The following is a 25698-nucleotide window of genomic DNA, read 5'->3' on the forward strand; positions in this document are numbered from 1 at the left end:
GTTATTCGGTTTCCTTTTTTATGCAGTCGGATAAAAACTGTAAGAGCAGCGGAATTTTCTCCGCAAAATCATCCATGCCATGGCTGCCATTGGCCTCGGTCATCAGCAGTGCAGGTGGACGAGCTGAACTATAATAGCGATGTGCTTCACGATAATCCAAAACTTCATCGCCTTGTTGTAACAGCACTAACATTTTGTCTGCATCTTGTGCAGTTGGTAGCGCCATGGCTTCGAGCTGACCAAGATCTGTGTCATTCAGGCACCAGTTCGGATGAACCTGCAGGGGCAATTCATCATCAAACAGTTCACGAAACAGCTGCCATGGTCGCATTGCCGGATTGATCAGTACAGCCGGCACATGCGCTTGAGCGACCAGATATGTCGCATAAAATCCCCCCAAGCTACTGCCGACTAATGCTACCTGATCCATCGACTGGATCAATTTAGAAATCTTCTGAATTGCAGCTATGAGCGGCATGTTCAAATCGGGTAAATGCACCTGAATATCCGGGTACTTTGCACAGTATTGTTCCAATAACTGGCCTTTAATTGAGCTGCTACTACTCTTGAACCCATGCAGGTAAATGATATTCATCGGCAATCAATAAAAAACAAACAAAATGTCAAAATTTAATTTAAAAGTGTGAAATACACTTCATTTTATAACCACTTAATTGCTTAAATTGTCTGACAAAAAAGCCTTTAATGTTATGCAATTCTCGCTATTTTAAGAGTATTCCGAATAAATTGAGAATCAAGAATACTGAAAAAAAGAATTTATACCGCGAAGTGCTCAAAAAAGAAAGATGTCTACGGCTCATATAAAGGATAGGATCAAATGCCAAGTTTAACGCCATTGCATGAAACCTATTGTCGATGGGACCGAACTCCGCTTAGCCAGGCAGATGTCCTGGAAGGCCTGGCACAATTGGTCACCATGCGCTTTAGTGATGTAGTACAGGAGCTGATTAAATCGATTCAGCGTGAAATTTTAATGAGCGTATTCGGGCTGAGTGAAAAAAATTCCAAAACTTTCCAGAATATTCCTTATATCGTACGTCTGTATCAAATGTCTTATGACATGATCTTTCATTATGGCAATACTCTGATTGCGCCTGGACTGCGCCGTATTATTGAAAGATTTCCAAAATTACATAATAAACCTCTGACCCCGACCATGCATTTTATGGTCAGTGCCCTGAACGGGATTATTGGCGATTATCTGCTGAAATATCAGAATCCTCTCGCCCTGCCGATGCTCATTTACGATCATTATGGTTCTCTGCAACAAGGTGAGCTAACCGGACGCATTACCCTATTTGTGCATGGTCTGTGCATGAACCATCTGGACTGGTCAACCCGCAAATATCCGGGCATTGGAGAAAAATTACTGGCACAGCGTGACCATAACACCATGCTGTACCTGAACTACAATACCGGACGCCGCATTTCAGCCAATGGCCGCAGTCTGGCCAATGCCTTGCAGGATCTGGTCAAACGTAATCCAGGAATTACCAGTATTGATCTGATCGGACACAGTATGGGCGGTCTGGTGTCACGCAGCGCCTTGTTCTATGGCAAACAAAATGTCTATGACTGGATTCCGATGGTAGAAAATCTGGTCTGTCTGGGCTCACCGCATCATGGTGCGGTACTGGAACGTTTTGGTTTTAGTTTGCAGGAAAAGCTCGGACATTTTCCTTTAGTGAAAATTGTGGGACATGTGGTGAATATTCGCAGTAACGGAATTCTAGACTTACGTCATGGCAGCGTCCGGGATGATGACTGGGAACATAATCCGGTACGGATTGGCTTTATGGACGACAACCGTAAACCGGCACCGATTCCTGCGCATATTGATGCCTATCTGGTGGCAGGTACGATCGAGTTTGAACACCATACCAACAAAACGCTTAATGTGATCGGTGATTATCTGGTCAGTGTCAAAAGTGCCTTGGGCGAACATCCCCATCCGCGTTTTGATCTGAAAGTACCCGACGCACATAAGGCGATTTTCTATGGACTGAATCATTTTGAAATTCAGTATCATCCACTGGTGGCCGAACAGATTGTGCGCTGGTTCTATCCAAGTGTGGAAGATGAAACCTATACGCAAATTCATGAATACGTGACCGATCTGGACAGTATTGAAGGCATTGCCCTAACCTGATTGAAGGTAAAAAATTTGGTTCGCCTCTAAGAGAGTGATAAAAAAAAGCCAGTCTGTAGACTGGCTTTTTTGATTCCAATTTTGAAAATCAGTATTTATCTCTTAGACGTTTGACGGGCGCAGTCTGATATTTGCGAAATAACTGCCACAGGCTGATCAGCAATAAAATACTGAAGAACACCAATGACCAGACCGGTAAAGATTGCCCCAGGAACGTCCAGTCAATTGCGGCACATTCACCTGAACCGTTTAATACCTGCTGTAATACCGATTTCATCGGCAAAGTTTCCAGCCAGTAATCCAGACCTGGGCCACAGCTCGGCACTTGATCTGGGGGCAGGTTCTGTAGCCAGACATGCCGTGCAGCGACACCGACTGACCATAAGATACTCAGCGAGCCTAAGAAAGCATAACCACGCTTCATGGCATTGGATTTCGGATTATGCAGCAAGGCAATCAGGGAAATAATCCCTAGTCCGATCAATCCGATTCGTTGAAACACACACAATGGGCAAGGGTTCAGGCCCTGTCCATGCTCAAGATATAAAGCAAATGCCATCCCGGCAACAGATGCCAAAAACAACACACCACTCACGAAGCGATAACCCCATTGCATGGTTAATCCTCTTATTTATTATCGATATTGGGCTAAATATTCAGTAAAACTGATCGTGTTATCTTGCTCGAGCTGCTGTTGTTGCTGCAATGACTTTTGTGACAATTCATTGAAATATTTAAGTGTTTCTTTGCTTAATCGATGTGATTCATAGAGATTGCTATGCTGATGGGCCAAATGCTGACCAAACTGCCACATGCTGCTGTGGCTACGAATATCTCCGACAATCAGGGCTGACAAGGTCGCATCAACTTCATCGACACGGATCTGCATGGCTTGCATAGCATTGCTATATAGATCAGTTTCATAAGCCTGATCGAGCAATTGAGCCAGTGGCTGCATACGTTGCAAATGTAAATTACACCAGTCTTCAATCATATAGCGCTGGCCATTTTCCATAATCGCAGCGTTATAGGCGCGGCCACGATTGACCACTTCAGCCTGATTCTGGTCAATGATTTCCTGTTCGGCATCCAGCAATGCCGGGCTGTCTTGCAATAAGCAGTACAGTGCCACTACTTCCAGGAAGCCGGCAGTATCTTCATTGATCCCGATCGCGCTATACGGATTGACATCTACAGCACGCAGCTCAACATAGCCGATCCCGCGATTTTGCAAGGCTTGCGATGGAGTTTCACCTTCTTTAGGTACCTGCTTTGGACGCACCAGACTGTAGTATTCATTTTCAATCTGTAGCACATGGTCATTGATCTGAATTGGCTGACCATTGGCATCATCCAGACCCAGACGGGTAAACTGTTTGTACGGTGTTCTGACCGCTTTTTGCAGACCTTCCAGATAATCCTGCAGATTATTGTAGTGAATACCGAGCTGTTTCTGCGCTGAATTCTGGTAGCCAAAGCGTCCCATCCGTAATGCAGTCGAATAAGGCGTATATAAAGTACCGCGTACCAGCGGAAATAGATGGTGATCACGTCCAGTCATAAAACACTGGCACACTGCTGGACTGGCACCAACCAGGAAAATTACCAGTGGCGTTAAACGAATAAAGTTACGGATCAGCCCCATATAGCGATGGCTGCGATAATCCTGCAGGCTTAAAGCGCGTAGCTCTTCATCAGTTTCCTGTTCCTGAAGTGCTATAAAGAAATTATCCGGGAAAGACAGATTATAGTGAACCCCGGAAATGGTCTGCATACGGCGACCATAACGCACGCCTAAACCATGACGATACAGCGTTTTAAATAAGCCAATATTGGAGCTGCCATATTGCGCCAGCGGGATATTTTCATCCTTACTGTCGAGCATGCACGGCATAGACATCGGCCAGAGCTTTTCATCATTTTTCAGATGACGATGTACAAAGGCATGAATGTCGGTCAGATAGTTTAATGCCTCAGTAATACTCTCTTTCGGTGGAGTAATAAACTCCATCAAGGCTTCAGAATAATCGGTCGTAATATGCGGATGTGTCAGAGCTGAACCTAAGGCATGAGGATGCGGTTCCTGCGACAGGAAACCATTGCTTTGCATACGCAAGCTCTCACGCTCGATACCGCGCAGCATTCCTTTGATGAGCGACGAATCTACCCATTCCGGTAATACATCATGGGCAGTCGATTCAGGTTGACTCATTACAATCTCGCTTAATGGGGGTAACTATTAAAATAGAATCATCGGTTTAGCTTAGTATACCGCGATTTCCAGACAGCACATGCTGCCCTGCCTAGTTTTCAAGCAAACCATTGATTTTTAGTTGGGCAAATTTTTAACACAAAGTTTCTCTATAAGACATGTGAAATTTGTGATTTTATTGACAAATAAATACTAATAAATTGTAAACATTATGAATTATCAAGATATTTTAGACTTCTGGTTTAGTCCTGAAACTCAACCCAACTGGTTTGCCAAAAGTGACCAGTTCGACCAAAGTTTGAAGGAAAAATTTGGTGATATTCTGGAACAGGCGAGTAGAGCTGAACTGTGGTCATGGCGTAAGAATGCTGATGGTCGATTAGCTGAAATCCTTGTTCTGGACCAGTTCTCACGCAATATTTTTCGGGATACGCCGCGTGCTTTTGCTCAGGATAGTCTGGCTTTGGCACTGGCTCAGGAAGCCATCAGCCAAGATCTGGATAAACAGCTGAGTCCGGAGCAACGTTCCTTTCTTTATATGCCTTTCATGCATAGCGAATCTAAATTAATACATGAATTTGCGCTAAAATTATTTCAGCGCCTCGGCAATCCAGAAAACCTCGAATATGAAATCAAGCATAAAATCATTATTGACCGTTTCGGACGCTACCCACATCGCAACCAGATTCTGGGCCGTGAATCCACCGAGGAAGAATTGAGTTTCCTGACCCAGCCAGATAGCAGCTTCTAGAGGTCTGTAACTCGCTGGATCATCCTATCAGGAGAACGAAGATGAAAAAGACCGTCATTGCCCTGACCCTTGCGACGACCGCCCTGCTTTCCGGCTGTGCAACGACACCGTCCAAGCCGCTTACCTTTGACCAGCTCGGCCAGTACAGCACTACTCCACTGAATGCCAACACTTATCGCATCAGTTTTCAGGCGCGACCTAATATGAGTTTCGGTACAGCCGAAGAAATTACCCTGCTAAAAGCTGCTCAAACTACGGTACAAAATGGCTTCCAGTTTTTCCGGGTACTGAACGATCCAAGTAATCGTAGCCAGCAACCTCCACGTCAGGCAATTGTCTATCCAGCGCCTAGTGTCTATCCATACGGCTATTATCGTCCTTATGGTTATTCCCGCCGTTATCCGGGATTCTGGCCCGATCCATTCTATGACCACCCCTATACTGTCACTTTAGATCCTGCCCAGGTCGCTTATACCATTGAGTGCTTTAAAGCCGGTCAGGAGCCGAAAGATGCTTTTGATGCCCGCTTGATTTTACAATCACTTGGCGCTAAATATGGAGTAAGTCCATCCGGCCAAGTACTCCAACCACAGCCGGCCACGCCTCAATAACAGGATGATTTATGCAGAAAGAGCAGCCGTCACCAAGCTTACAACGCAGTAAACGTTTTGCGACCATTGCACTGGTTGTCGCAGTACTGGCTTGGCTGGCGCTGATGATTACTGCCAAACTGCTGCCTGAATATGTCTGGCTGATTCATATTCTGATGCTCTCTGCCGAAGCAGGTGTAGTCGGTGGTCTGGCGGACTGGTATGCAATTACCGTGCTGTTCCGCAATCCTTTTGGCCGGCTACCGATTCCAAAATTTTTACGTGACCATACTGAAATTATTCCACGCAATAAAGCCCGGATTGCCGAATCTATGGGGCGCTTTGTGCAGGAAAATTTCCTTTCCCCGCAAATTGTGCAGCGCAGTCTGGCTAGTACGGACTTAAGTCTGGCTGCCGGCCGCTGGCTGGCCAATCCGCAGAATAATGCCCAAGTCATACAAGTGATTCAGCAGACCGTACCCAAAGTATTTGAATTTGTCGGGCAGGAACAGATCGCCGGGTTTATCCAGAGCAACAGTGTGCAATGGGTCAAAAACACCCAGATCAATACCCTGGCCAGCGAAATGCTGCGCGCTATTTTGGAAAATGATTTCCATCAGGATGTGCTGCAACGTGGCCTGGATGTGGTGCATGCCTGGATGACTTCAAATCCGGAACAGACCCGTGAGCTGACCCGCACTTTATTCAAGGAAATGGGCGTCTGGCGTCTGGCCAAAGGCGCCAGCTGGATCGGTATTGATGTGCAGCAACGCAGTATCGATTCGGTGATTCAGCGGGTGGAAGCCATGCTGGCAGATCCCGACCATCCGTGGCGGCTTAAAATTGAAGAAACAGCTCAAGAATTGATGCAGCAATTGGCAGATTCTGAAAGTATGGCCAGCCAGCGACTGAATGAAACTAAAGATGCCCTGCTTGACAGTCCGCAAGTGCTAAATTTTATCAGTGGTGCAGTGGTCATTTTATGCGATGCCATCAAAGCAGATTTGCAAAAGTCGGATTCGGGGATTGCGGAGAATCTGCGAGTCGCCATTCAGCAAGTCGGTGAAAATATTATTTCAAATACTTCAGTGCGTGAGTTGCTGAATAACCGTCTCAGTGGTATCGCTGTCGATTTGAGTGACCAGTACAGTGAGAAAGTGATCCGTTTTATCAGTGAACGTATTCATGAATGGGATTCGACTGAGATGATCGACAAGATTGAAAACGAAGTCGGTGGTGACCTGCATATGATCCGGGTCAATGGTGTCGTGGTCGGGGCCTGTATTGGTCTGATCCTTGGGATCATCCGCGCTGCAGTCGAGCATCTGATTTAGTTGGTTTTTTCAGCTATAGAACTCATCTGTTAGCGAATGCTTTTTACCTTCTAAAACTTCTTTCTTAATTCTCATTGATAGAAAACAATTATTTGGGTGGCTGATTTCCTGACATATCGACCAGCAATCCGGCAAATTTGCGTACAAAAGGCAAAAGCGTTACCACAATCGGAAAAGCAATCGCCCAGGAAATCATCCAGTTATGAAACCAGAGGGCCATAAAGCCCTCAATCCAGCCCAGATTGCGCAGCATGTTAATCATGGAAATAATTCCACTCATCAGGCAGGACAAGATAAAAGGCACAATGACCAAGGCCCATTTGGCTGGAAGTTTGGGAATATTGCCGATGATGGTCGGACGCTGTTTTGAATCCATGCTGACTCTTTTTATAGTTTCAATCAGGCTAATATAGGCTATTTTGATTGCTGGATGATTCATTTTTTATAGTAAAGTTTGCAACTTATTTATTCCCCTCTTTCTCATGTGATCCTTCATTGATGACCGACCGATGGATAGAAACCATAGGCTGCTAATCGTATATTTTTTATTCCCCATAAATGGTTTTACCTAAAGAGTCGGAAATTTGCTATATTTGCTGTTTTTCTGCGATATCTATTTTCGACTGATTATGAATACGGCAATCCAAGCAGCTCTCGATCATGCAGTGCAAACTTTACAGGCACAAAACGTACTCCCATCTGACTGGAACAATACAAGTAATTTGACGCGTACCAAAGACCGCAGCCACGGTGACTTTGCATCAAATATTGCCATGATCGCGTCTAAAGCTGCGGGGATGAAACCGCGTGATTTAGCAGAAAAAATCCTTGCTGCCCTGCCTGAAGTGGCGGATATCAGCAAGGCAGAAATTGCAGGCCCAGGCTTTATTAACTTCTTTTTAAATGCAGACCAGCGTTTTGCTGTGCTGGATCAGATTCAGGCTCAACAGGCAACGTATGGTCGTACCCAGGCCAATGCGGAAAAACGCGTTCAGGTTGAATTTGTGTCTGCGAACCCGACTTCTAGCCTGCACGTAGGTCATGGTCGTGGCGCTGCTTATGGTATGACTGTTGCAAATCTGCTTGAAGCGACAGGTGCCAAAGTTGACCGTGAATATTATGTTAACGATGCTGGCCGTCAGATGGATATTCTGGCGACTTCAACTTATCTGCGTTATTTAGAATTGACGGGTCAGGAACTGGTGTTCCCGAAAAATGCCTATCAAGGTGATTACGTTAAAGAAATCGCACAAAGCATTATTGATAAAGACGGCGATATCTATGTTCGCCCTGTTGCAGACGTTTATAAAGATGTCCCTGAAGACGTACAGTATGCTGCCGAACCGGATGCTGAAGGCAATAAAGTAGTTGTTTCAGGCGATAAAGAAAAGCACATTGATGGCCTGATCTTCAACTCACAAACTTTATTAAATGAAGGTTACCGTGTATTCCATCAAGCTGCGTTAAAAGCCATCCTTGATGATATTAAAGATGACCTCGGTGAATTCGGGGTGACTTTCAACCAGTGGTTCAGCGAAGCAACTCTGACTGAAAAAATTGATGAAGCGCTACAAACTCTAGATCAGCGAGGCTTCCTGTATGAAAAAGATGGTAACATCTGGTTCAAGTCAACTGAATTTGGTGATGAAAAAGACCGCGTGGTTAAACGCCGTAATGGTCAAACCACTTATTTCGCGTCTGATATTGCGTATCACCTAAACAAATTACAACGTGGCTATACCGATATTATAGATATCTGGGGTTCAGATCACCACGGTTATATCGCACGTGTAAAAGCAGCGATTGATGCTCTGGGCTATGACTCGAAAAAACTGACTGTACTTCTGGTTCAGTTTGTCAGCCTGTGGCGTGGTGGAGAGATGGTACAGATGTCCTCTCGTTCAGGCCAGTTCGTGACTTTACGTGACCTGCGTAAAGAAGTCGGTAATGATGCAGCGCGTTTCTACTATGTCATGCGTAAATCTGAACAGCACATTGACTTCGACCTTGACCTTGCCGTATCTCAAAGCAAGGACAATGCCGTGTATTACATCCAGTATGCGCATGCGCGGATCTGCCGTATGTTAGAAAAGGCAACCTCTACAGGTGTGAACTTTGATGCAGCCACTGCACGTGGTCTGGCAGCCAAACTTGAGCTGGAAGCGGAGACTGAAATTCTGGCAAAGCTGGCAGCTTATCCAGAGATTGTCGTTCGTGCTGCAAACAGCTATGAACCGCATCAGATTGGTAACTACCTGAAAGAGCTGGCTGCGCTGTTCCATGGCTGGTACAACGACAACAAGGTTCTGGGCGATGATGCAGAATTAACTCAGGCACGTTTACTGTTATCTGTAAATGTTCGCCAGGTGCTGCGTAACGGTCTGGAACTGCTTGGTGTATCTGCGCCTGAGAGCATGTAAGCAAAACACTGTTTTGCATGCTCGCAAGGCGAGAGCTAAGCTCGAAGCGAAAATGTAAAGCACTGCTTTTACATTGACGCAAGACGGAGAGCTCTGCTCGAAGTCAGCATGCTAGTCATTGCCGTTTATCTGCTGAATAAATATTTTGTAACTTTAGCTATGTGTTTGAAGATGCAGATAAATTAAAATTCTGTGTGATTTGTGATCTAGATAATGACTTTTCTATCACGATCACATAGGATGAAGTCATAGTAGGGGCATAACTGCTGTTATGCCTTTTCTATTTGCCCCGATAAATAAGAGGAAATCCCAAGTGTTTGGAAAAACGCAGCGCGGTGTATCTGAAAGACCGAATAAGCCCAAAAAGCCACTTATTCCTACCTGGCTCGGCACACTCGTGATCATTTTAATCGTGTTAAGTTTTTTAATGGCACTCATGCTGTGGAAGCCATGGGAACCTGTTAAACCTAAAAACCAGGCTACGGCTGAGCATTCTCAAGAAGAAGATACCAATAAAGACTACCGTTTTTATGATCTGTTGCCACAGCAGCAAGTGACACCGATTCCTGAAGAGGCGGTTCCTGAAGCAAAAAATCAGGAAGCAGTGGTGATTGTAGAGGCACCAAGACCTGAAGTTGATGAATCAGAAACAGCAACTGAGCCAGGTCTGGATGCAACCGAAGCCCCAACTCCTGCTTCTGCAAGCTATATTTTACAAGTTCGTAGTTTTGATGACCCGGATCAGGCAGATGCCCGCCGTGCAGAAATCATTCTCAACGGTTTATCTGCAGATGTAGTCCGCAGTGTGGAAAATGGCAAGGTTTGGTATCGTGTCGTGTCTGGACCTTATGATTCAGCAGAATCTGCGATTATTGCACAGCAAACCTTACAACATAGTGGTATCGATTCGATCGTGGTCAAACGATAAAGTTTAGAAAATAAAAAAGCGCCAGATGGCGCTTTTTTTGGATCTTTTATCTCCTCCCTTTTTTAAAGGGAGGTTGGGAGGGATTTTAATTTTTTAACTCCCTCTTGCGAAGCAAGGCTTCTCACCTTTTTCAAAGGGAAAGAATCTAAGGGATATTTGTTATCATGAGATTCCCTCCTAAGCAAGCTTTGAAGCACTGCTTTGAATTGAAACGCAAGAGGAGGAAATTAGAATATTTAATCCCCCTCAATCCCCCTTTTTCAAAGGGGGAAGCAACATAACAGGAGATTAAAAGCTTTTTATAGGGTATGACCCAACGCCTCACCCATCAATACGGTTGAATTGGCTTTAAATTTCTCATCCCATTGCATCTTGTTTTCCTCAAACAGGATAACGGCGGTTGAACCTAGGTAAAAACGACCCAGTTCAGCGCCTTTTTCAAGGAATAAATTGTGCTGGTTTAGCTCGATACGACCAGATGGTTTTACCTTGCCAGTCGCCACAGTTTCAATACCAGCCACAATCATCGCACCAACTAGAACCACTGCCATACGACCAAGTTCGGTATCAAACAGACATACCATACGTTCATTACGGGCAAACAGACCTGGAATATTTTCGGCTGTGGTCTGGTTGACCGAGAACAGTTCACCCGGCACATATAAAGTTTCAGTCAGAGTCCCGGCAAATGGCATGTGAACACGGTGATAGTCACGTGGTGACAGATACACCGTCGCAAACTCACCATTCTTGAATGGTTCTGCTAGTTGCGGATCAGCAATCAAGTTTTCAACCGTAAACTTCTGGCCTTTGGCCTGAAACACATCGCCATTTTCAATTTTACCCAGTTGGGAAATCGCGCCATCTGCCGGAGATACGATCGCAGTTGAATCAGCATCGACCGCACGCACCCCGGTTCTTAGTCCACGGGTAAAGAAATCATTAAATGATTTGAATTTCAGGGCATTGGTTTGCTCAGCAATCGACATATCAATTCCGTATTTGGTCTTGAATGCTGCGATCACGGCTGTTTTTACAATCGGATTTTCGCTGGCTGCAATTTTTCCCACCACACGGGACAGGCGATGCTGTGGCACCACTTTTTGGGCCTGGATAAACAGTTGTTGTTTTAGACGCGATGTGATGCTCAAGATGGCACCTCTCCTGTAGCGATTGGACTATCGAGGCGGTTGCCCCATTCACTCCACGCACCATCATAGGCTCGAATATTCCAGCCGAATAAGCGACCCAGAATATAAGCCAGACCTGAACGGTGATGGGACTGACAATACACCACAACCGGCTGATCCAGATCAAATCCCAGTTGTTCCAGACGCTGCTGAGTACGTGGTAAAGGATGTAATTTTAAATGATTTTGCCGGTTAAGGGCAGTACTCCACTCAAAATGACGTGCGCCCGGGATGTGACCACCGCGTCGCGCAGCCAGACGCAGGCCAGTGTATTCATCTTCTGTACGACAATCCCATACCTGAATTTTTTCATTTTCAATGAGTTGTTTTAATTCATCATAATCAATCTGAAACTCAGCCTTTCTTTCAAGATTGACTGGAACCAGATGATCGACAGGTATAAACGTTTCCTGATCTGATGAAGTCGGTAGTCCCGCACCCAGCCAGGCATGAATGCCGCCATTGAGTAAACTGGTATTTTCAAAGCCCATGCAATGCAGGTTCCAGAGCAGACGCCCTGCCCACGCACCGCCTTCATCATCATAAGCTACGACATGATGTTCAGGAGAAATATTCAGGTAACGAATTAAAGCTTCCAGCCCTTCTGCATCCGGTAACAGGCCCATGGCTGTTTCTTCCTGACGAACCAGCAGCTTGGGTTGCAGATGTAAGGCATGTGGAATATGCAATTGTTCATAAACCGACGCCCGGCTTAAATCAACAATTCGAAGTTTTTCATTTCCCAAATGTGGAACCAAATCTTCTGCTTCAATCAGCAGACCAAAGTCAAAGGCGGAAGCTGTCATCTTAGTAGTTGTCATTGCGGTCAAATCCTTTTGATCTTAGCACAGCTCATTTTTTCAATTATGTTGTTTTTATCTAGATCCTTAGCATAATTTTAGCTAAAGCTGATTTAAGAAAGACCATCATCCAAGAAAAAACCGCCTCATGATTGAAGCGGTTTTTTGAATCAAGCAGAGATTTTTAGACAGGTTCTGAGATATTGAACACCTGACGCAAATATGCCAGGAAAGTATCATTATCCGTCATGGTTTTTCCTGGGCTATCGGAGATTTTCGCTACCGACTGACGGTTGCATTCCACCAGTTTCAATACGATATTTAGCGGCGTCTGCCCCATGTCATTGGTCAGATTGGTGCCGATCCCGAAGCTGACCTGAAAGCGGTCTTTAAAGTATTGATGCAATTTCCAGGCTTTTTCCAGATTCAGGCCATCACTAAAAGTCAGCATTTTGGTTTTGCTGTCAATTTTCAGCTTTTTATAGTGAGCATAAGCCTTGTCACCCCATTCATAGGGATCGCCACTATCATGACGCAAGCCGTCAAACAGTTTGGCAAAGTACAGGTCAAAGTCACGCAGGAAAGCATCCATACCGACTACATCGGTCAAGGCAATTCCGAGGTCACCACGGTATTCTTGTACCCAGGTTTCTAGGGCTGCTTTCTGGAAATTACGCAGACGCACATCCAAGGCCTGAAAGGCTTGCAGAAATTCATGCGCCATGGTGCCGATCGGGGTAATACCCAATTCTTTGGCTAAGTACACATTACTGGTCCCACGGAACACGTGCGGTGCAGCTTTATTAAATTCTTCAACGACATGCTTTTGCCAGTCAAAACTATAACGACGGCGGGTACCAAAGTCCGAGACCAGGAATGGTGGATCATTCGGGTTCTGCGCGGCATCATACTGTTTTAGCAATTCAATTTTAGCTTTTAAACGGCGCTCACCTTCGGCTAGCACTTCGGGTGTACGGATACGACTGAAATACAGTTCATTCACAATGGCCAGTACAAAGATTTCAAACATCATTGCCTGAACCATGGGGCCTTCAATAGTAATATCCAGGCGGCCTTCATTGTCGATGGTGGCCTTAATAAAACGCCGTTTGAGCTGGAATAGTTCCAGATAATCCACAAAATCGCTTTTGATAAAACGCAGGCTGCGTAAATATTGTAATTCGTCTTCTTTAAATTTGAGCTGACACAGCAAATCCAGTTGGTGATTCAAATCATCCAGAATATCCGTCAGCGGATATTCCGTATCTTCCAGGTTGCGACAACGGAAATGATAGACACTATGCGTTTGTGGAAACTTGTGTAATACCACTTGTAGCATGGTGAATTTATACAAGTCAGTATCTAACAAAGAGTGGATAATTGGAGCCATAACTAAGGGAAATATCGCTGTGCTTATCCCGCATTAAAGCATAAAAGTTTAGGCAATATTGCAGGATTTACGTACAGCTAGCTGAATTATCGACAAAAGTTCAAGAAAATAAACTGCTTCCCACACAGTTATTTGACTGCTTTCAGCCCGTTTTCCTGTTCCTTGATAATTTTTTGTAGCTGCTTTTCCTGACCGATCACCTTGGCAAATTCAGCTGTGGTTTTTTGCCCGGTTTTCTTGGCTTGGGCATCACAGTCGACCTGACGCAGCTGTTTGGCAATGGCAAATTCCATTTTAAACAAGGCACCCATCAAGGCTGTATTGCCACGGTTGTCCCGGGCGCAGCGGTCTGCCCCTTTGGCCAGTAAGGTGGTCACAATATCCTGATGGCCATAATAGGTTGCCATCATCAACGAGGTATAACCATCTTGATTGCGTACATCGACTGGAAAGCCGTGCTTTAAAAATTCATTGATCACTTCGCTATTGCCGATTTTAGCAGCAGCAAAAAACAGATCGATCAATTCCTGTTGTGAGGTCATCTGAACGCTTGCCGCAGTTTTTGCAGGGGAGACATTCTTCACTTCAGCAGCAGTTGCGAATGCGGAACTAAAGGCAAGAATACTGGCTAGAAATGCGTGTGGCAGAACTTTCATGATGAACTCCAATAGAAATCGAAAGGAAAATTTAAGTTTTTAAAAACTCAATTGACCTGAGATGGAATGAAAAACAGAGTGCCTGTAAAACTCCCCCTAGGGTGCAGGAAAGGTTTGGAGTATTACAGGACTTTTTGGAGGTGATGCGCTATGCCCTAGTCACCAGTTCCTCAAGACCAATCGGGATTAGTCTTTTAATTTTGCAGCTTTGGCTTTAACGATGGCGATGTCACCATTTACAGCTTTAGTCATGCGCATACCGTAGTCAGCATCTGCCTTATAGAAGTAAGACAACATGATGTGCTTGGTTTCTGAATCTTTGACATTGCCCAGATCAGCCGCCAGGTTCATGATCAGGTCATCTTTCTCTTTGGCAGTATATGAACGGTACAAGTCACCTGCTTGCTTGAAGTTTTGCTCTTTAGTACCGATCTGTTGCACATGACCAGTCAATGGTGTTTCAACTGCACGCGCTTTTTCAGTCGCCGGTTTTGGCTCTTTACGGCTTGGCTCGTAGTTCACATCAGAGTCACGTTCAGACACATTCATGTGACCTTCTTGGTTATTGTTGTTCACATTCACCACAGGACGGTTTACCGGAATTTGCTGATGGTTCGCACCTAGACGGTACATTTGTGTATCTGAATAAGAGAAGATACGGCCTTGAAGCAAACGGTCTTCAGATGGTTCGATACCTGGGACCAGATTACCTGGTGCAAATGCAGCCTGTTCAGTTTCATTGAAGAAGTTCTTCGGCATACGGTTGAGTGTCAATGTACCGACTTTCACTTCTGGAACCAGTTTGGTTGGCCAGATTTTGGTTGGGTCTAGCGGATCGAAATCAAAGCTGTTCAGATCTTTAGGATCAAGCACCTGAATATACAGATCCCATTTCGGGAAATTACCTGCATAGATGTTGTTATAAAGATCATTGGTCAAGTGATTGAAATCTTTACCTTGTTGCGCAGCCGCTTCTTTGACATTTAAGCCCTTCACGCCCTGTTTAGAGCGGAAGTTGAATTTCACGTACTTGTATTCGCCTTTGTCGTTATACAGTTTGTAGGCATGTACACCAAAACCGTCCTGTTCGCGGTAGCTGGTTGGGACACCTTGCTTGCCATAAACATAAGTCAGCATGTTGGTTGCCCAAGGCTGGCTAGACAGAAAGTCAAACACACGGTTGGCATCTTGTACGTTGGTGACGGGGCTTGGTTTCATCGCGTGGATGAAGTCCGGGAATTTGATCGCATCACGGATAAAGAAGACTGGTGTCTGGTTACCGACCAAGTCCCAGTTACCTTCCTGGGTATAGAATTTGATGGCGAAACCGTGCGGGTCACGTAGGGTCTCTGGTGAACCTTTACCATGAATGACGGTAGACATGCGCACAAAAACTGGAGTTTTGGTACCGGCCTTGAATAAAGAAGCAATTGTTAAATCAGACAGATCTTTCGTCGTAACGAATTCACCATAAGCACCCGTACCACGTGCGTGTACGACACGTTCAGGAATGCGCTCACGGCCAAAACGTTGCAGTTTTTGAACCAGTTGTACATCCTGCAGCAAAGTTGGACCTTGTGGACCCGCAGTGATCGAGTTCTGGTTATCACCGACTGGTGCCCCGTTATCTTTGGTTAATGGTGCAGCTTGTGCAGCTGTCACCGTTGCAAGCATTGCAACAAGTAATGAACGCTTAAACATTTCTAAATCTCTCAATTTAATACCTTTCCTGCATGCAGCTAAGATACTTGAGAGCAAAAAATAGATAAAACAGATAATTTTTATGATTATGATCGTGTTTTTAGATAGTCTAAAATATTATCAATGCTAATCAATCAATTAAGCCCATTTTTTAGACATTAACTTAATAACAGATGAGTCTGATCTTGCTACAATGGCGGCAATTTTGAATCTGACTAAAATTGATTATGCGTGCATTATTACAACGGGTACTGGAAGCCAAAGTCGTGGTCGATGGTGAAACCACCGGAGAAATTGGTAAAGGTATTCTGGTTTTTCTAGGTTTAGGTAAAGAAGACAATCTTGAAAAAGGCAAAAAACTGATTGATAAGATATTGAAATACCGTTTCTTTGATGATGAGCAGGGCAAGATGGGCTGGAATGTCAGTCAGGCCGGTGGCGGTTTACTGCTAGTGTCCCAATTTACCTTGATGGCGCAAACTCAAAAAGGCTTACGTCCGGATTTTGGTCCCGCCATGCCGCCAAGCGATGCCAAGGTCTTGTATGAACAGCTGGTTGAATATGCGCAGAGCCAGTTCGAAAATGTACAAACCGGTATTTTTGCGGCCGATATGAAAGTGCATCTGGTCAATGATGGGCCGGTAACGTTTAATCTGGAAGTTGAATAAACCGTCATTGTTCCAAAATGAAAAAAGCCCTCTTGATGAGGGCTTTTTTATGATAATCCTTCCCTAGCCCCTCCTTTAATTAAAGCAGGGGGATTAGGAGTTATTTACCAGTTTTCTCTTTAATAAACTGGCGTGCCATTTTCACTTTTTCTTTGACCGGTTTTGGCAGTTTAGGCGGAATCATTTTCGCAACCTGGTTAAACCAGACCAGCAGACCAAAATCACCTTCCATTTTAATCGTGCCACTTTGCATACCGGTCATGAATGCAGTCGGATCACCTTTGAGCAACGTTTTTACGCCCTGTTCACTGTCAGCAAATTGCAGTACAAAATCAGCTTTTTCTGCATCACCTGAAACAGTATCAATATGACCATTATTCACAACGATCTGACGTGCCATTCCTTCATCTGTTCCAATCTGAATACGGAACTGGCGTTCATGTACCAATTCAATAAATTTCGGGCTGGTACGTGCTAACTGCTTCATACGTAATGCAAGACCTGCGACTAGCAAATCAAGTGGATCGGTACTGAGGTCAACCAGAGGAAGTTTGAGCACAGGAATGGAGGACAGTTTCATGGAATTATGCCTATTCTAATTGTACGAAAATTGACAAATATCCTAGCATAGATCAAAGCCAGGCAGATGCAGGACTTTGTATCATATTTCTAAACGAAAAATGCACCCGCAGGTGCATTATTTCGCTGATATTAGAGAACTTAACGGCTAGATAGCTGCTGCTGGTCATCTTCATACACTGGTGTATGTTCGATATAACGGCGTTTAGCCAAAGCACGCTCTGCACGTCGATCTTCACGCAATAACAGTAAGGTCACTACGACCATCACGGCCGTTAAAGCTGTCAGATAGCTATATGTCATCGGGAGCTCAAACAAGGCTTGAGTACCTACTCGAATCACTTCGATCAGGCCCCAGGCCAGCATTCCCGCAGCCATAAAACTTAACCAGCGACGATAAGGCGAGAAGAAAACAGCAAGCACAGCCGCGGCGACTAAACTAAAGCCTACGAGAGTTGCTAGATTCGCTGTTACCATATAAACCCCTCCATCCAAAAGGATAGTGTGTATGCTTGATATTGCAACCGTCCTACCTATTGAATTTCGTTAAATCAATAAAATGGAATGTGTTGATTTGTATCTCTATGCATGCATTATGCTGAGTTTTTTGCATAAAAAAAGTCCTGTTTTCTCCCCTTACGACATACTCTGTCGCGATATTATTTTGTCATTACATTTTTTATTTTCACAGTATTTGTGGATCAATTGCTGCGTCGATGTTGGCGTGTCATTACAAAATCATATGCCCTTTCATCGACTTAAAAAAAATATTTTCCGTTTAAGATGATCGGGGTATTTATAGACAAGCTGCGCCGTCCCTCGATAAAAGTTAAGCTAAAAATATAAAAAAACGCGACCCTAAGGCCGCGTTGGATTTCACCGAAAAGCTATGTGTTACGCGCGGCTCAGATCTTTATCATGTACACCGAGCAGGTAGAGCACACCATCCAGACCCACGCTGGAAATGGCCTGATTGGCATTCTGACGAACCAAAGGCTTGGCACGGAAAGCCACACCTAGGCCCGCAATTGAAAGCATTGGCAGGTCGTTGGCACCATCACCTACAGCAATGGTCTGTTCCAGAGAAATTCCCATATTGTCGGCAATTTCACGGAGCAATAAAGCCTTGCGTGCGCCATCCACAATATGACCTTTGACTTCGCCTGTCACCACGCCATCCTGCACATCCAGAACGTTGGCATGAACTTCATCAATTCCCAGTTTGGCTTGCAGATATTCTGCAAAATACTGGAATCCACCAGACAGAATTGCGGTACGGTAGCCCAGTGCTTTCAGGGTGGAAATCAGGCGTTCTGCACCTTCAGTCACGGTCAGACGCTCAGCAATTTTTGGCAATACCGATGCATCCATGCCTTTTAATAAAGCAACACGGGCACGGAAACTTTGCTGGAAGTCCAGCTCGCCCTGCATCGCGCGTTCAGTAATTTCAGAGACTTGGATACCGACACCAGCTTCGATCGCCAGCTCATCAATGACTTCCTGCTCGATCAAGGTCGAGTCCATGTCAAAGCAGACCAGACGACGGTTACGGCGGTAAGCATTATCTTCCTGTACTGCCACATCGACATTCAGGTTATTCGACAGGCTTAAGCAGGCTGCACGCATGGCTGCTGCATCTAGCATCTGGCCTTTCAGACCAAACTGTACACAGGCACGTTTAGGGCCAGTATTGGAACCATCCAGCTCAGGACGGCCAGAAAGACGGGTTACGGTTTCAATATTGAAGCCCTGACTCGACACAATCTGGGTCACGGCTTGCAGATGAGAGGCATTTAATTCCGGGGCCAATGCCGTTACGATATAACGCATGCGGCCGCCCTCTCTTACCCACTGTTCATATTCAGCAGCAGAGATTGGTTTAAAGCGCACTGTTAACCCGATATCATGTGCTAGAATCAGGATTTCCTTCATGGCTAATGCTGTTGCAGTTTGGTCATCAGACGATACAACAATACCTAAGGTCAGTTGATTATGAATGACCGCTTGCCCCACATCTAGAATCTGTAAGGAATGAGCGGACAAAACCTGCATTAATCGTGTAAATTGATTAGGCTGGTCGGGTCCTAAGAATGATATAAGAATGATTTCTCGCATGAATTGACTCGGGTCTGAGCTACAACTATTGTTAGAATCATAATCGAAATTGAACAGAATTGCCTTGGAAGTTTACGTTGAATGCGCCTAGACAAGGGCTATTTGCTAGCCTACTGATTGTAAGTTTTGCTCTGCATACCTTTTTACTGGTATTGGCAACGACTCACCAACTGAATGATAACCGTGCCAACCAGGGACAGCTCATGACGAGCCAACTGGTCACAGACAGCCTGGCGGAGCTTGAACCGGCGAACCGCGTTTCTCTGGCACTTCTGGCCAACCGTTATGCGACTAACCCAAGCGTTGCTTCAATTCGTATCCTGGATGCGAATGGTCAGGTTTTAGCCACTGGTGGGCTGACCAAGACCCGTGATGGGGAAGTTTTTGTCCGTGATGCCCTGCAAAACGAGAAAAAAGTCGGTGTGATTGAAATCACCCTGATTGAGCCAAGTATTGGTGAAATTCTCCGGACTCAATGGCTTGCCATTCTGTTCTCTTTCATTATTCATGGTTTGCTTTGGGTCGGTTATCGTGCGGTAGCGCGTCCAAGCCGTACCGAGTATCTGGCACGTATCAATAATGAATCGCGACTGAAATTCGAGATTCAGACTTTAACTCAGGCATTAGAACAGGAAAAGCATAATGCTGCCCTCGCCATTGCCCAGGCACAGCAAGCCCTGAAAAACAAACCGAAAGAAAAAGACAGTAAACCTGTGGTCCTGGATACCGATAGCCTGAGCTTGAACATTCAGTTCTATGATCCAAAACAGTTGCTAGATAGTGTGAATAAGACGGTATCGGTTCCTTATTTCAATCTGTGCCAGATTTTCCTGAACAAAGCTACTGAACTGTGCATCCAGCACTACAAACTGAACAGCACGGATATTTGTACCGTACACAAGTTTGATGAAAAAGGTGCCAGTATCAGTATTGCGGCAGAGAAGCCAGATGCCCTCGCCTGTCTGACCATGATCAGTTCAGTATTCCAGTTGCTTTCAGAAGTCCTGTATAAGCGTTATCGCGAAGAAAAACGTTTTGTCCTGCAGACACGTAGCGCAATTTCTTCAGCCGTTGAAGAAATGCAGCTTAATTCCGTTCAGGCTGCAGAACGTCTGGTTCAGCAACTAGTCGCTAAGGAAAGTGCACTGCATGTTCCTAATGCCCTGTTGAAACAAATCGCGGACCACTTTGAGCTGGTCAGCATGCCAAATCCGACCAATGTTCTGACCCGTCATGCCTTTGTGGTCAATGGGATGGATGCGGAAAGTGCTGAACTAGCGCAAAGCTTCAGAACCGAGATTCTCAAATCGAAACAGTCTAAAGCGTCCTAAGTCACAGAAAGCAAAAAGCCCGATTGAATATCGGGCTTTTTATATGAGAGAAATAAAATCTTCAGCAGTCAGGATGTTATCTATCTGCGGAAGTATCTTGTGCTGATGCAGATTCAATTGTCTTACTTTTAGCGGCCCAGTACGTCGCCAAGGCGGGTCCAGAAATGTTATGCCATAGGCTGAAAATAGCACTTGGAACCGCAGTGATGGGAGACGCGGCAAAATGGGTCGCAGCCAACGCTACCCCTAAACCAGAATTCTGCATTCCCACTTCAATCGAAACCGCGCGACAATCGATTTCTGCCAGTTTCAATATTCGGCTTGCCCAATAACCCAATAAGTAGCCCATTCCATTGTGTAAAGCCACAAGACCCAAAATCATTAACCCGGATTCCAGAATCTGGGTTTTACTGCCAGCAATAATGGCCGCCACAATTGCGACAATGGCAATCACCGAAATTACTGGCATTACTTGGATATAGCCTTCTACCTTGGTTTTTAGAAGGGCACGGACAATCAAACCTAAAATGATTGGAAACAGCACCACTTGTAGAATCGAAATCAGCATAGATAAGGCATTAATTTCAATCCATTGGCTGGCCAGCAGATAAAAAATTGCCGGAGTCAAAAGCGGTGCCAATAAAGTTGATACCGAAGTACACGCCACAGACAAGGCCGTATTGCCTTTGGCCATATAGGTAATCACATTAGATGCCGTGCCACCTGGACAGCAGCCCACCAGAATCACACCAATCGCAATTTCAGCCGGAAGCTGGAATAGCTGACAGAGCAAAAAGGCTAACCCTGGCATCACCATAAACTGAGCTACGACCCCAATCGCAACGGCCTTGGGACTTTGCAAGATACTTTTAAAATCACCTGGCGTCATGGTCATGCCCATGCCGAACATGATCAGACCCAGCATCCAGGGAATATAGGCGCGTAACCAGACAAAAAGATCCGGCAGCATCAAGGCAATGGCTGAAAACAGAATGACCCATAGAGCAAAGGTCTTTTGGACAAACTGGCTAAATTGAAGAAGTGCTGACATGGGAAAATCCAAGTGTCATGAAAAAGAAATCAAGGCATCTGTGGATGCCTCAAAGTAAACAAACCATTGCATAATGGCAAATGGCCCTAATCGCCTTAAGTTAGCGCTTAGGCAGCATTAATAATATCTTTCAGATAAATCCGTTTTACACCCTGTGCCAGCATGTCCTGCCAGGCATGTTGTAGCGAACCGTTCAGGTCTATACCTTTGGTGGCATCCGCAATGACATAGGCCTTAAAGCCGAGTTTGCAGGCATCCATCGCAGTCCAGGCCACACAAAAATCAGTCGCGATACCCACGATGAATACGGTATCAATACCGCGCTCACGTAAATAGCCGGCCAGACCGGTACTGGTTTTTTGATCAGCTTCCATAAAGGCGGAGTAACTGTCGATATTTTGATGAAAGCCTTTGCGGATAATCAGTTGAGCTTGCGGAAGGTTCAGCTCCGGATGGAATTCAGCATCCTCAGTCCCTTGTACACAATGACTCGGCCAAAGGACCTGAGAACCATAATCCAGCTGAATCGTGTCATAGGCTGCTTGAGCAGGATGATTGTCTGCAAAGGAGATATGCTCTGCCGGATGCCAATCCTGAGTCAGCACAATATTCTGAAAGTACTGCCCCAATCGGTTGATATTCGGAATAATCTGATCGGCATTGGTAACAGCCAGATTTCCACCTGGGGTAAATCCTTTTTGTACATCCACCACAATCAGCGCCGCATTTTGCATCATTTTCATCCCTTGAAATCTGAGTTTGCATCCAAGCATAGCTTAAAACTAAAGAAAATTTTTAGCCCTTTAGGTAAAAATAGAATGACTCTGCATTCTGATAAAACGCATGATGAGTTAACTGTAAAAGCTATTGCTCTCCAAAACATAGAAAGAATTTGTCTTAAGCTGAACTGATACTGGAAAATAAAAAGCCTGCATCAGTGCAGGCTTTTCGGATATTCATCTTTTTATTTTTAAACCTTGGTACGGCTGACCAGGAGTAGCATACATACCGCAGAGATTACGATACATGGAATCGCTGCCGAGATCACCCCTGCTGCACCGAAGCCTGCTGTCAGTAGCTGACCCGCAATTGCAGGGCCAAGCATGGCGCCGATACGGCCAACTGCGGAAGCAACACCTACCCCTGTACCACGTACTTCAGTTGGGTAAACGATACTACCGAAGGCATAGAGTACACCCTGACAGCCAATCACAAAGGCACCTGCCAGTGCTGCGGCCATGTACATTTGCTCAAGTGAGCTTGCACCGTTGAGTGCCAATAGACCCGCCAGGATACCGCCATACATCAACAGGATCACATAGGCTTTTTTCAGGCGATCCGTGAGCATACCCAAAATCACAGTACCAATCGTTGCAGTCACCATAAAGTAGAACTGTGCAGTTGAACCATCTTTACGGGTGAAGCCCAGTTCCATGAACAATGATGGCAACCAGCTCAACATAATGTACACCACCATCAGGGTGAAGAAGTAGCTGACCCAGATGCAAAGCGTACGAAGCAAGTTGTCAGAGTTAAACAGATCCTTGAATGAACCCTGAGGAGATGCTGCACGTTCTGCGGCTGTCTTGTTTTGTGTCTTTAAGTATTCTTTAGATTCAGGCAGACACAACATCATCAGTGGAATCACGATGATGGGTAATAAACCACCTAAGTAAAAAACATTTTTCCAGTTTGCACCGAATTCAGTTGCTGCGATTAAAGACAAGATTGCTGCACCGACTGGCATACCACAGTACATCAGGCCCACGGCACGTCCACGGTTTTGTGGAGCCACGGCTTCAGAAGCCAGCGTGATTAAGATTGGCATTGCACCGCCAAGACCCGCACCCGCCAGAAAACGAACTGCCAGCAAACTGTGGAAACTGTTCACCCACACGGTACATAAGGTAAATAGTGCAAAAATTGCGGTTGACCAGATTAAAACTTTCTTACGACCAATACGGTCCGCGAATCGACCACCGACCAGTGCACCAGGCAATAAGCCCAGAATCCCTGCACTAAAAAACACACCCAATTGTGAGCTATCCAGACCAAAGTGCTCACGAATACCAGCAGCGGCAATCCCGGCAGCCTGAATATCCAGGCCTTCAATCACAGCGATCAGAAAGCAGATCCCTACCGTGATGATCGCGTGCTTATTGTCTGATTTTTCCATTGGAATATCCTTGTTCAATCAGCGTTCAAAAGAGAGGCCATCATCTATGAGCGCTCAAATAGAATTAACTACCAATAAGTTGAACAATTTGCTCGGATATACTGAAAAATCCAGAAAATTGATGACTTTAAGATGCTGTTCGATAAAGTCAAAAAAGCAATTAATGAGAAGTATTAAAATCCCAGTATTTTTGGATTTAGACTTATACATCAAACTCGGAAATTCAACAGTGAGAAAAATTCGGGGCCGATCACTAATACGAAAAAAAGATTAGTTCAGGCATTTTTGCTTTTTATTCCTCATAAATGAGGTTTATTATTCGATATATTTTAGCTCTTAATTCATCGAATATAAATATTAATACTCCCCTAAAACACCATAAAAGAATGTTTTCTAAATCTATTTAATTCACTTAAGTGACTTATTCTGTGTATTTTTTCCTGAAAAAATGAATTCATTAGCTTTCATCCTGCTGGAGGATAAAGGATGATTTGGACAGCAAAAAATCATAACGATTAAAACTTGATTGTTGCCTAGAGGCTTTGTATAAAGAATTCAGTGGCTTTTACTAAAGCATATTGTTCTTATGCGTTTGATCAGTCATAATTTGCATAAGCAATATTCAATTCAGTGCAAATCTATTGAATTTGCTACAAATCAAAATACAAACCCATCCCAAATATGTTTTCTCATTCTCTTCGGATGGACAAATAGGATAGTTTTTTAAAATGACTCAGCAAGCACAGACCATTCAGGGTTCCATTGTCGCAATCGTCACCCCCATGTTTGAAGATGGCAGCGTAGATTGGAAGGGTCTCGAGAAGCTGGTTGAGTGGCATATTGCAGAAGGCACTAACAGCATTGTGGCTGTAGGTACTACTGGTGAAGCATCAACGCTCAGCATGAGCGAGCACACTCAAGTGATCAAAGAAATCATTCGTGTTGCCAACAAACGTATTCCTATCATTGCCGGTACAGGCGCAAACTCGACTCGTGAAGCAATCGAGCTGACTCAGGAAGCCAAAGAACTTGGCGCTGATGCTGCCCTGCTGGTTACTCCTTACTACAACAAACCGACTCAGGAAGGTTTATACCAGCATTATAAAGCCATTGCTGAAGCGGTTGACCTACCTCAAATTCTTTATAACGTTCCAGGCCGTACTGGCGTGGATATGGCTAATGAAACCGTGATCCGTCTGGCAGATATTCCACAGATCGTGGGCATTAAAGATGCAACAGGTGATGTAGCCCGTGGTGCTGCCCTGATTGAAGGTCTGGCAGGTAAAAACATGACCGTTTACTCAGGTGATGATGCAACTGCCTATGAGTTAATGGGTCATGGTGCCAAAGGCAATATTTCTGTGACTGCCAACGTTGCACCAAAAGTCATGAGTGAAGTATGTGCTGCAGCCATTGCAGGCGATGCTGCACGTGCTGAAGAGCTCAATGCTCAGGTTGCAAATTTACACAATATTCTATTTTGCGAATCAAACCCAATTCCTGTGAAATGGGCTCTCCATGATATGGGCTTAATTGGTACAGGTATTCGCCTTCCATTAACACCACTTGCAGAACAATATCGCGCTCCGCTTCATGAGGCACTTGTAGAAGCGAGCGTCATTAAATAAAGAGCAAC

Annotated in this window: 24 protein-coding genes; 9 read left to right on the top strand and 15 right to left on the bottom strand. The window is 44.9% G+C overall.

Going from position 1 to position 25698, the window contains the following annotated elements; all coding sequences use genetic code 11:
• Position 1: 1 nt before the first annotated feature.
• Complete coding sequence (locus FTU03_RS01330; RefSeq protein WP_179991907.1) at positions 2–595, bottom strand: YqiA/YcfP family alpha/beta fold hydrolase; 594 nt, start codon at positions 593–595, stop codon at positions 2–4.
• Positions 596–838: 243 nt separating this feature from the next.
• Between FTU03_RS01330 and FTU03_RS01335 the strand changes: the two genes are divergently transcribed.
• Positions 839–2170, top strand: coding sequence for an alpha/beta hydrolase (locus FTU03_RS01335; RefSeq protein WP_166137513.1), 1332 nt, complete (start codon positions 839–841; stop codon positions 2168–2170).
• 88 nt (positions 2171–2258) lie between these two features.
• Here FTU03_RS01335 and FTU03_RS01340 read toward each other — a convergent pair whose 3' ends face one another.
• Positions 2259–2786, bottom strand: a complete 528-nt coding sequence (locus FTU03_RS01340) for a disulfide bond formation protein B (RefSeq protein WP_159124206.1) — start codon at positions 2784–2786, stop codon at positions 2259–2261.
• 18 nt (positions 2787–2804) lie between these two features.
• Positions 2805–4382 carry a glutamate--cysteine ligase gene (gshA, locus tag FTU03_RS01345; protein WP_179991906.1) on the bottom strand — a complete coding sequence of 526 codons (1578 nt, stop codon included), beginning with the start codon at positions 4380–4382 and terminating at the stop codon, positions 2805–2807.
• A gap of 211 nt (positions 4383–4593) precedes the next feature.
• Between gshA and FTU03_RS01350 the strand changes: the two genes are divergently transcribed.
• The 3 genes from FTU03_RS01350 to FTU03_RS01360 are packed head-to-tail and all read left to right on the top strand — an operon-like array spanning position 4594 to position 7057.
• Positions 4594–5133, top strand: coding sequence for a DUF924 family protein (locus FTU03_RS01350; RefSeq protein WP_179991905.1), 540 nt, complete (start codon positions 4594–4596; stop codon positions 5131–5133).
• 41 nt (positions 5134–5174) lie between these two features.
• Complete coding sequence (locus tag FTU03_RS01355; protein ID WP_179991904.1) at positions 5175–5744, top strand: hypothetical protein; 570 nt, start codon at positions 5175–5177, stop codon at positions 5742–5744.
• Between the two features lie 11 nt (positions 5745–5755).
• Positions 5756–7057 carry a DUF445 domain-containing protein gene (locus tag FTU03_RS01360; RefSeq protein ID WP_179991903.1) on the top strand — a complete coding sequence of 434 codons (1302 nt, stop codon included), beginning with the start codon at positions 5756–5758 and terminating at the stop codon, positions 7055–7057.
• A gap of 88 nt (positions 7058–7145) precedes the next feature.
• Here FTU03_RS01360 and FTU03_RS01365 read toward each other — a convergent pair whose 3' ends face one another.
• Entirely contained in the window at positions 7146–7433 is a 288-nt protein-coding gene (locus FTU03_RS01365; protein WP_125278848.1) for a DUF2798 domain-containing protein, read from the bottom strand.
• A 253-nt stretch (positions 7434–7686) separates the two neighbouring features.
• On the opposite strand from FTU03_RS01365, the gene argS reads away from it, so the two are divergent.
• A complete protein-coding gene (gene argS, locus FTU03_RS01370; RefSeq protein ID WP_179991902.1) occupies positions 7687–9477 on the top strand; it encodes an arginine--tRNA ligase in 1791 nt (596 codons plus the stop codon).
• Positions 9478–9790: 313 nt separating this feature from the next.
• Positions 9791–10405, top strand: a complete 615-nt coding sequence (locus FTU03_RS01375; RefSeq protein ID WP_159124212.1) for an SPOR domain-containing protein — start codon at positions 9791–9793, stop codon at positions 10403–10405.
• A gap of 299 nt (positions 10406–10704) precedes the next feature.
• On the opposite strand, the gene asd is transcribed toward FTU03_RS01375, so the two are convergent.
• The 5 genes from asd to FTU03_RS01400 form a co-directional block, all read right to left on the bottom strand.
• On the bottom strand, positions 10705–11556 hold the full coding sequence (asd, locus tag FTU03_RS01380; RefSeq protein WP_166137528.1) for an archaetidylserine decarboxylase: 852 nt from the start codon (positions 11554–11556) through the stop codon (positions 10705–10707).
• Complete coding sequence (locus FTU03_RS01385) at positions 11553–12401, bottom strand: sulfurtransferase (RefSeq protein ID WP_179991991.1); 849 nt, start codon at positions 12399–12401, stop codon at positions 11553–11555. Before FTU03_RS01385 ends, asd begins: the two co-directional genes overlap by 4 nt.
• Before the next feature lie 178 nt (positions 12402–12579).
• A complete protein-coding gene (pncB, locus tag FTU03_RS01390) occupies positions 12580–13785 on the bottom strand; it encodes a nicotinate phosphoribosyltransferase (protein WP_179991901.1) in 1206 nt (401 codons plus the stop codon).
• Between the two features lie 128 nt (positions 13786–13913).
• Positions 13914–14441: an ankyrin repeat domain-containing protein gene (locus FTU03_RS01395; protein ID WP_179991900.1), complete on the bottom strand. Its 528-nt coding sequence runs from the start codon at positions 14439–14441 to the stop codon at positions 13914–13916.
• Positions 14442–14627: 186 nt separating this feature from the next.
• Positions 14628–16142 (bottom strand): catalase, encoded by a 1515-nt coding sequence (locus FTU03_RS01400; RefSeq protein WP_179991899.1) that lies wholly within the window; start codon positions 16140–16142, stop codon positions 14628–14630.
• A gap of 227 nt (positions 16143–16369) precedes the next feature.
• Between FTU03_RS01400 and dtd the strand changes: the two genes are divergently transcribed.
• The gene (dtd, locus tag FTU03_RS01405; protein WP_004281259.1) at positions 16370–16810 is read left to right on the top strand and encodes a D-aminoacyl-tRNA deacylase; all 441 of its coding nucleotides are present in this window, start codon (positions 16370–16372) and stop codon (positions 16808–16810) included.
• Between the two features lie 100 nt (positions 16811–16910).
• Here dtd and FTU03_RS01410 read toward each other — a convergent pair whose 3' ends face one another.
• The 3 genes from FTU03_RS01410 to serB all read right to left on the bottom strand — a co-directional run bounded on the left by FTU03_RS01410 (position 16911) and on the right by serB (position 19504).
• Entirely contained in the window at positions 16911–17390 is a 480-nt protein-coding gene (locus tag FTU03_RS01410) for an SCP2 sterol-binding domain-containing protein (protein WP_004281258.1), read from the bottom strand.
• Positions 17391–17530: 140 nt separating this feature from the next.
• On the bottom strand, positions 17531–17866 hold the full coding sequence (gene aciT, locus FTU03_RS01415) for a ciprofloxacin tolerance protein AciT (RefSeq protein ID WP_034703185.1): 336 nt from the start codon (positions 17864–17866) through the stop codon (positions 17531–17533).
• A 417-nt stretch (positions 17867–18283) separates the two neighbouring features.
• Positions 18284–19504 (bottom strand): phosphoserine phosphatase SerB, encoded by a 1221-nt coding sequence (gene serB, locus FTU03_RS01420; RefSeq protein WP_179991898.1) that lies wholly within the window; start codon positions 19502–19504, stop codon positions 18284–18286.
• 77 nt (positions 19505–19581) lie between these two features.
• Between serB and FTU03_RS01425 the strand changes: the two genes are divergently transcribed.
• Entirely contained in the window at positions 19582–20835 is a 1254-nt protein-coding gene (locus FTU03_RS01425) for a hypothetical protein (RefSeq protein WP_159124187.1), read from the top strand.
• Positions 20836–20911: 76 nt separating this feature from the next.
• Here FTU03_RS01425 and FTU03_RS01430 read toward each other — a convergent pair whose 3' ends face one another.
• From FTU03_RS01430 to mhpT, 3 genes are all read right to left on the bottom strand, one after another.
• Positions 20912–21886, bottom strand: coding sequence for a bile acid:sodium symporter family protein (locus tag FTU03_RS01430; protein WP_166137546.1), 975 nt, complete (start codon positions 21884–21886; stop codon positions 20912–20914).
• A 107-nt stretch (positions 21887–21993) separates the two neighbouring features.
• On the bottom strand, positions 21994–22623 hold the full coding sequence (pncA, locus tag FTU03_RS01435) for a bifunctional nicotinamidase/pyrazinamidase (RefSeq protein WP_159124185.1): 630 nt from the start codon (positions 22621–22623) through the stop codon (positions 21994–21996).
• Between the two features lie 233 nt (positions 22624–22856).
• The gene (mhpT, locus tag FTU03_RS01440; protein ID WP_179991897.1) at positions 22857–24062 is read right to left on the bottom strand and encodes a 3-(3-hydroxy-phenyl)propionate transporter MhpT; all 1206 of its coding nucleotides are present in this window, start codon (positions 24060–24062) and stop codon (positions 22857–22859) included.
• 728 nt (positions 24063–24790) lie between these two features.
• On the opposite strand from mhpT, the gene dapA reads away from it, so the two are divergent.
• Positions 24791–25690 (top strand): 4-hydroxy-tetrahydrodipicolinate synthase, encoded by a 900-nt coding sequence (gene dapA / locus FTU03_RS01445; RefSeq protein ID WP_125278859.1) that lies wholly within the window; start codon positions 24791–24793, stop codon positions 25688–25690.
• The last annotated feature ends 8 nt before the right edge of the window (positions 25691–25698 follow it).

Source organism: Acinetobacter sp. YH12046 (assembly GCF_013419905.1).
Classification (GTDB): Bacteria; Pseudomonadota; Gammaproteobacteria; order Pseudomonadales; family Moraxellaceae; genus Acinetobacter.

Coding starts and splice junctions, on each gene's coding strand:
- FTU03_RS01330 (WP_179991907.1), bottom strand. CDS start 595: ATGAATATCATTTACCTGCATGGGTTCAAGAGTAGTAGCAGCTCAATT.
- FTU03_RS01335 (WP_166137513.1), top strand. CDS start 839: ATGCCAAGTTTAACGCCATTGCATGAAACCTATTGTCGATGGGACCGA.
- FTU03_RS01340 (WP_159124206.1), bottom strand. CDS start 2,786: ATGCAATGGGGTTATCGCTTCGTGAGTGGTGTGTTGTTTTTGGCATCT.
- gshA (WP_179991906.1), bottom strand. CDS start 4,382: ATGAGTCAACCTGAATCGACTGCCCATGATGTATTACCGGAATGGGTA.
- FTU03_RS01350 (WP_179991905.1), top strand. CDS start 4,594: ATGAATTATCAAGATATTTTAGACTTCTGGTTTAGTCCTGAAACTCAA.
- FTU03_RS01355 (WP_179991904.1), top strand. CDS start 5,175: ATGAAAAAGACCGTCATTGCCCTGACCCTTGCGACGACCGCCCTGCTT.
- FTU03_RS01360 (WP_179991903.1), top strand. CDS start 5,756: ATGCAGAAAGAGCAGCCGTCACCAAGCTTACAACGCAGTAAACGTTTT.
- FTU03_RS01365 (WP_125278848.1), bottom strand. CDS start 7,433: ATGGATTCAAAACAGCGTCCGACCATCATCGGCAATATTCCCAAACTT.
- argS (WP_179991902.1), top strand. CDS start 7,687: ATGAATACGGCAATCCAAGCAGCTCTCGATCATGCAGTGCAAACTTTA.
- FTU03_RS01385 (WP_179991991.1), bottom strand. CDS start 12,401: ATGACAGCTTCCGCCTTTGACTTTGGTCTGCTGATTGAAGCAGAAGAT.
- pncB (WP_179991901.1), bottom strand. CDS start 13,785: ATGGCTCCAATTATCCACTCTTTGTTAGATACTGACTTGTATAAATTC.
- FTU03_RS01395 (WP_179991900.1), bottom strand. CDS start 14,441: ATGAAAGTTCTGCCACACGCATTTCTAGCCAGTATTCTTGCCTTTAGT.
- FTU03_RS01400 (WP_179991899.1), bottom strand. CDS start 16,142: ATGTTTAAGCGTTCATTACTTGTTGCAATGCTTGCAACGGTGACAGCT.
- dtd (WP_004281259.1), top strand. CDS start 16,370: ATGCGTGCATTATTACAACGGGTACTGGAAGCCAAAGTCGTGGTCGAT.
- FTU03_RS01410 (WP_004281258.1), bottom strand. CDS start 17,390: ATGAAACTGTCCTCCATTCCTGTGCTCAAACTTCCTCTGGTTGACCTC.
- aciT (WP_034703185.1), bottom strand. CDS start 17,866: ATGGTAACAGCGAATCTAGCAACTCTCGTAGGCTTTAGTTTAGTCGCC.
- serB (WP_179991898.1), bottom strand. CDS start 19,504: ATGCGAGAAATCATTCTTATATCATTCTTAGGACCCGACCAGCCTAAT.
- FTU03_RS01430 (WP_166137546.1), bottom strand. CDS start 21,886: ATGTCAGCACTTCTTCAATTTAGCCAGTTTGTCCAAAAGACCTTTGCT.
- pncA (WP_159124185.1), bottom strand. CDS start 22,623: ATGATGCAAAATGCGGCGCTGATTGTGGTGGATGTACAAAAAGGATTT.
- mhpT (WP_179991897.1), bottom strand. CDS start 24,062: ATGGAAAAATCAGACAATAAGCACGCGATCATCACGGTAGGGATCTGC.
- dapA (WP_125278859.1), top strand. CDS start 24,791: ATGACTCAGCAAGCACAGACCATTCAGGGTTCCATTGTCGCAATCGTC.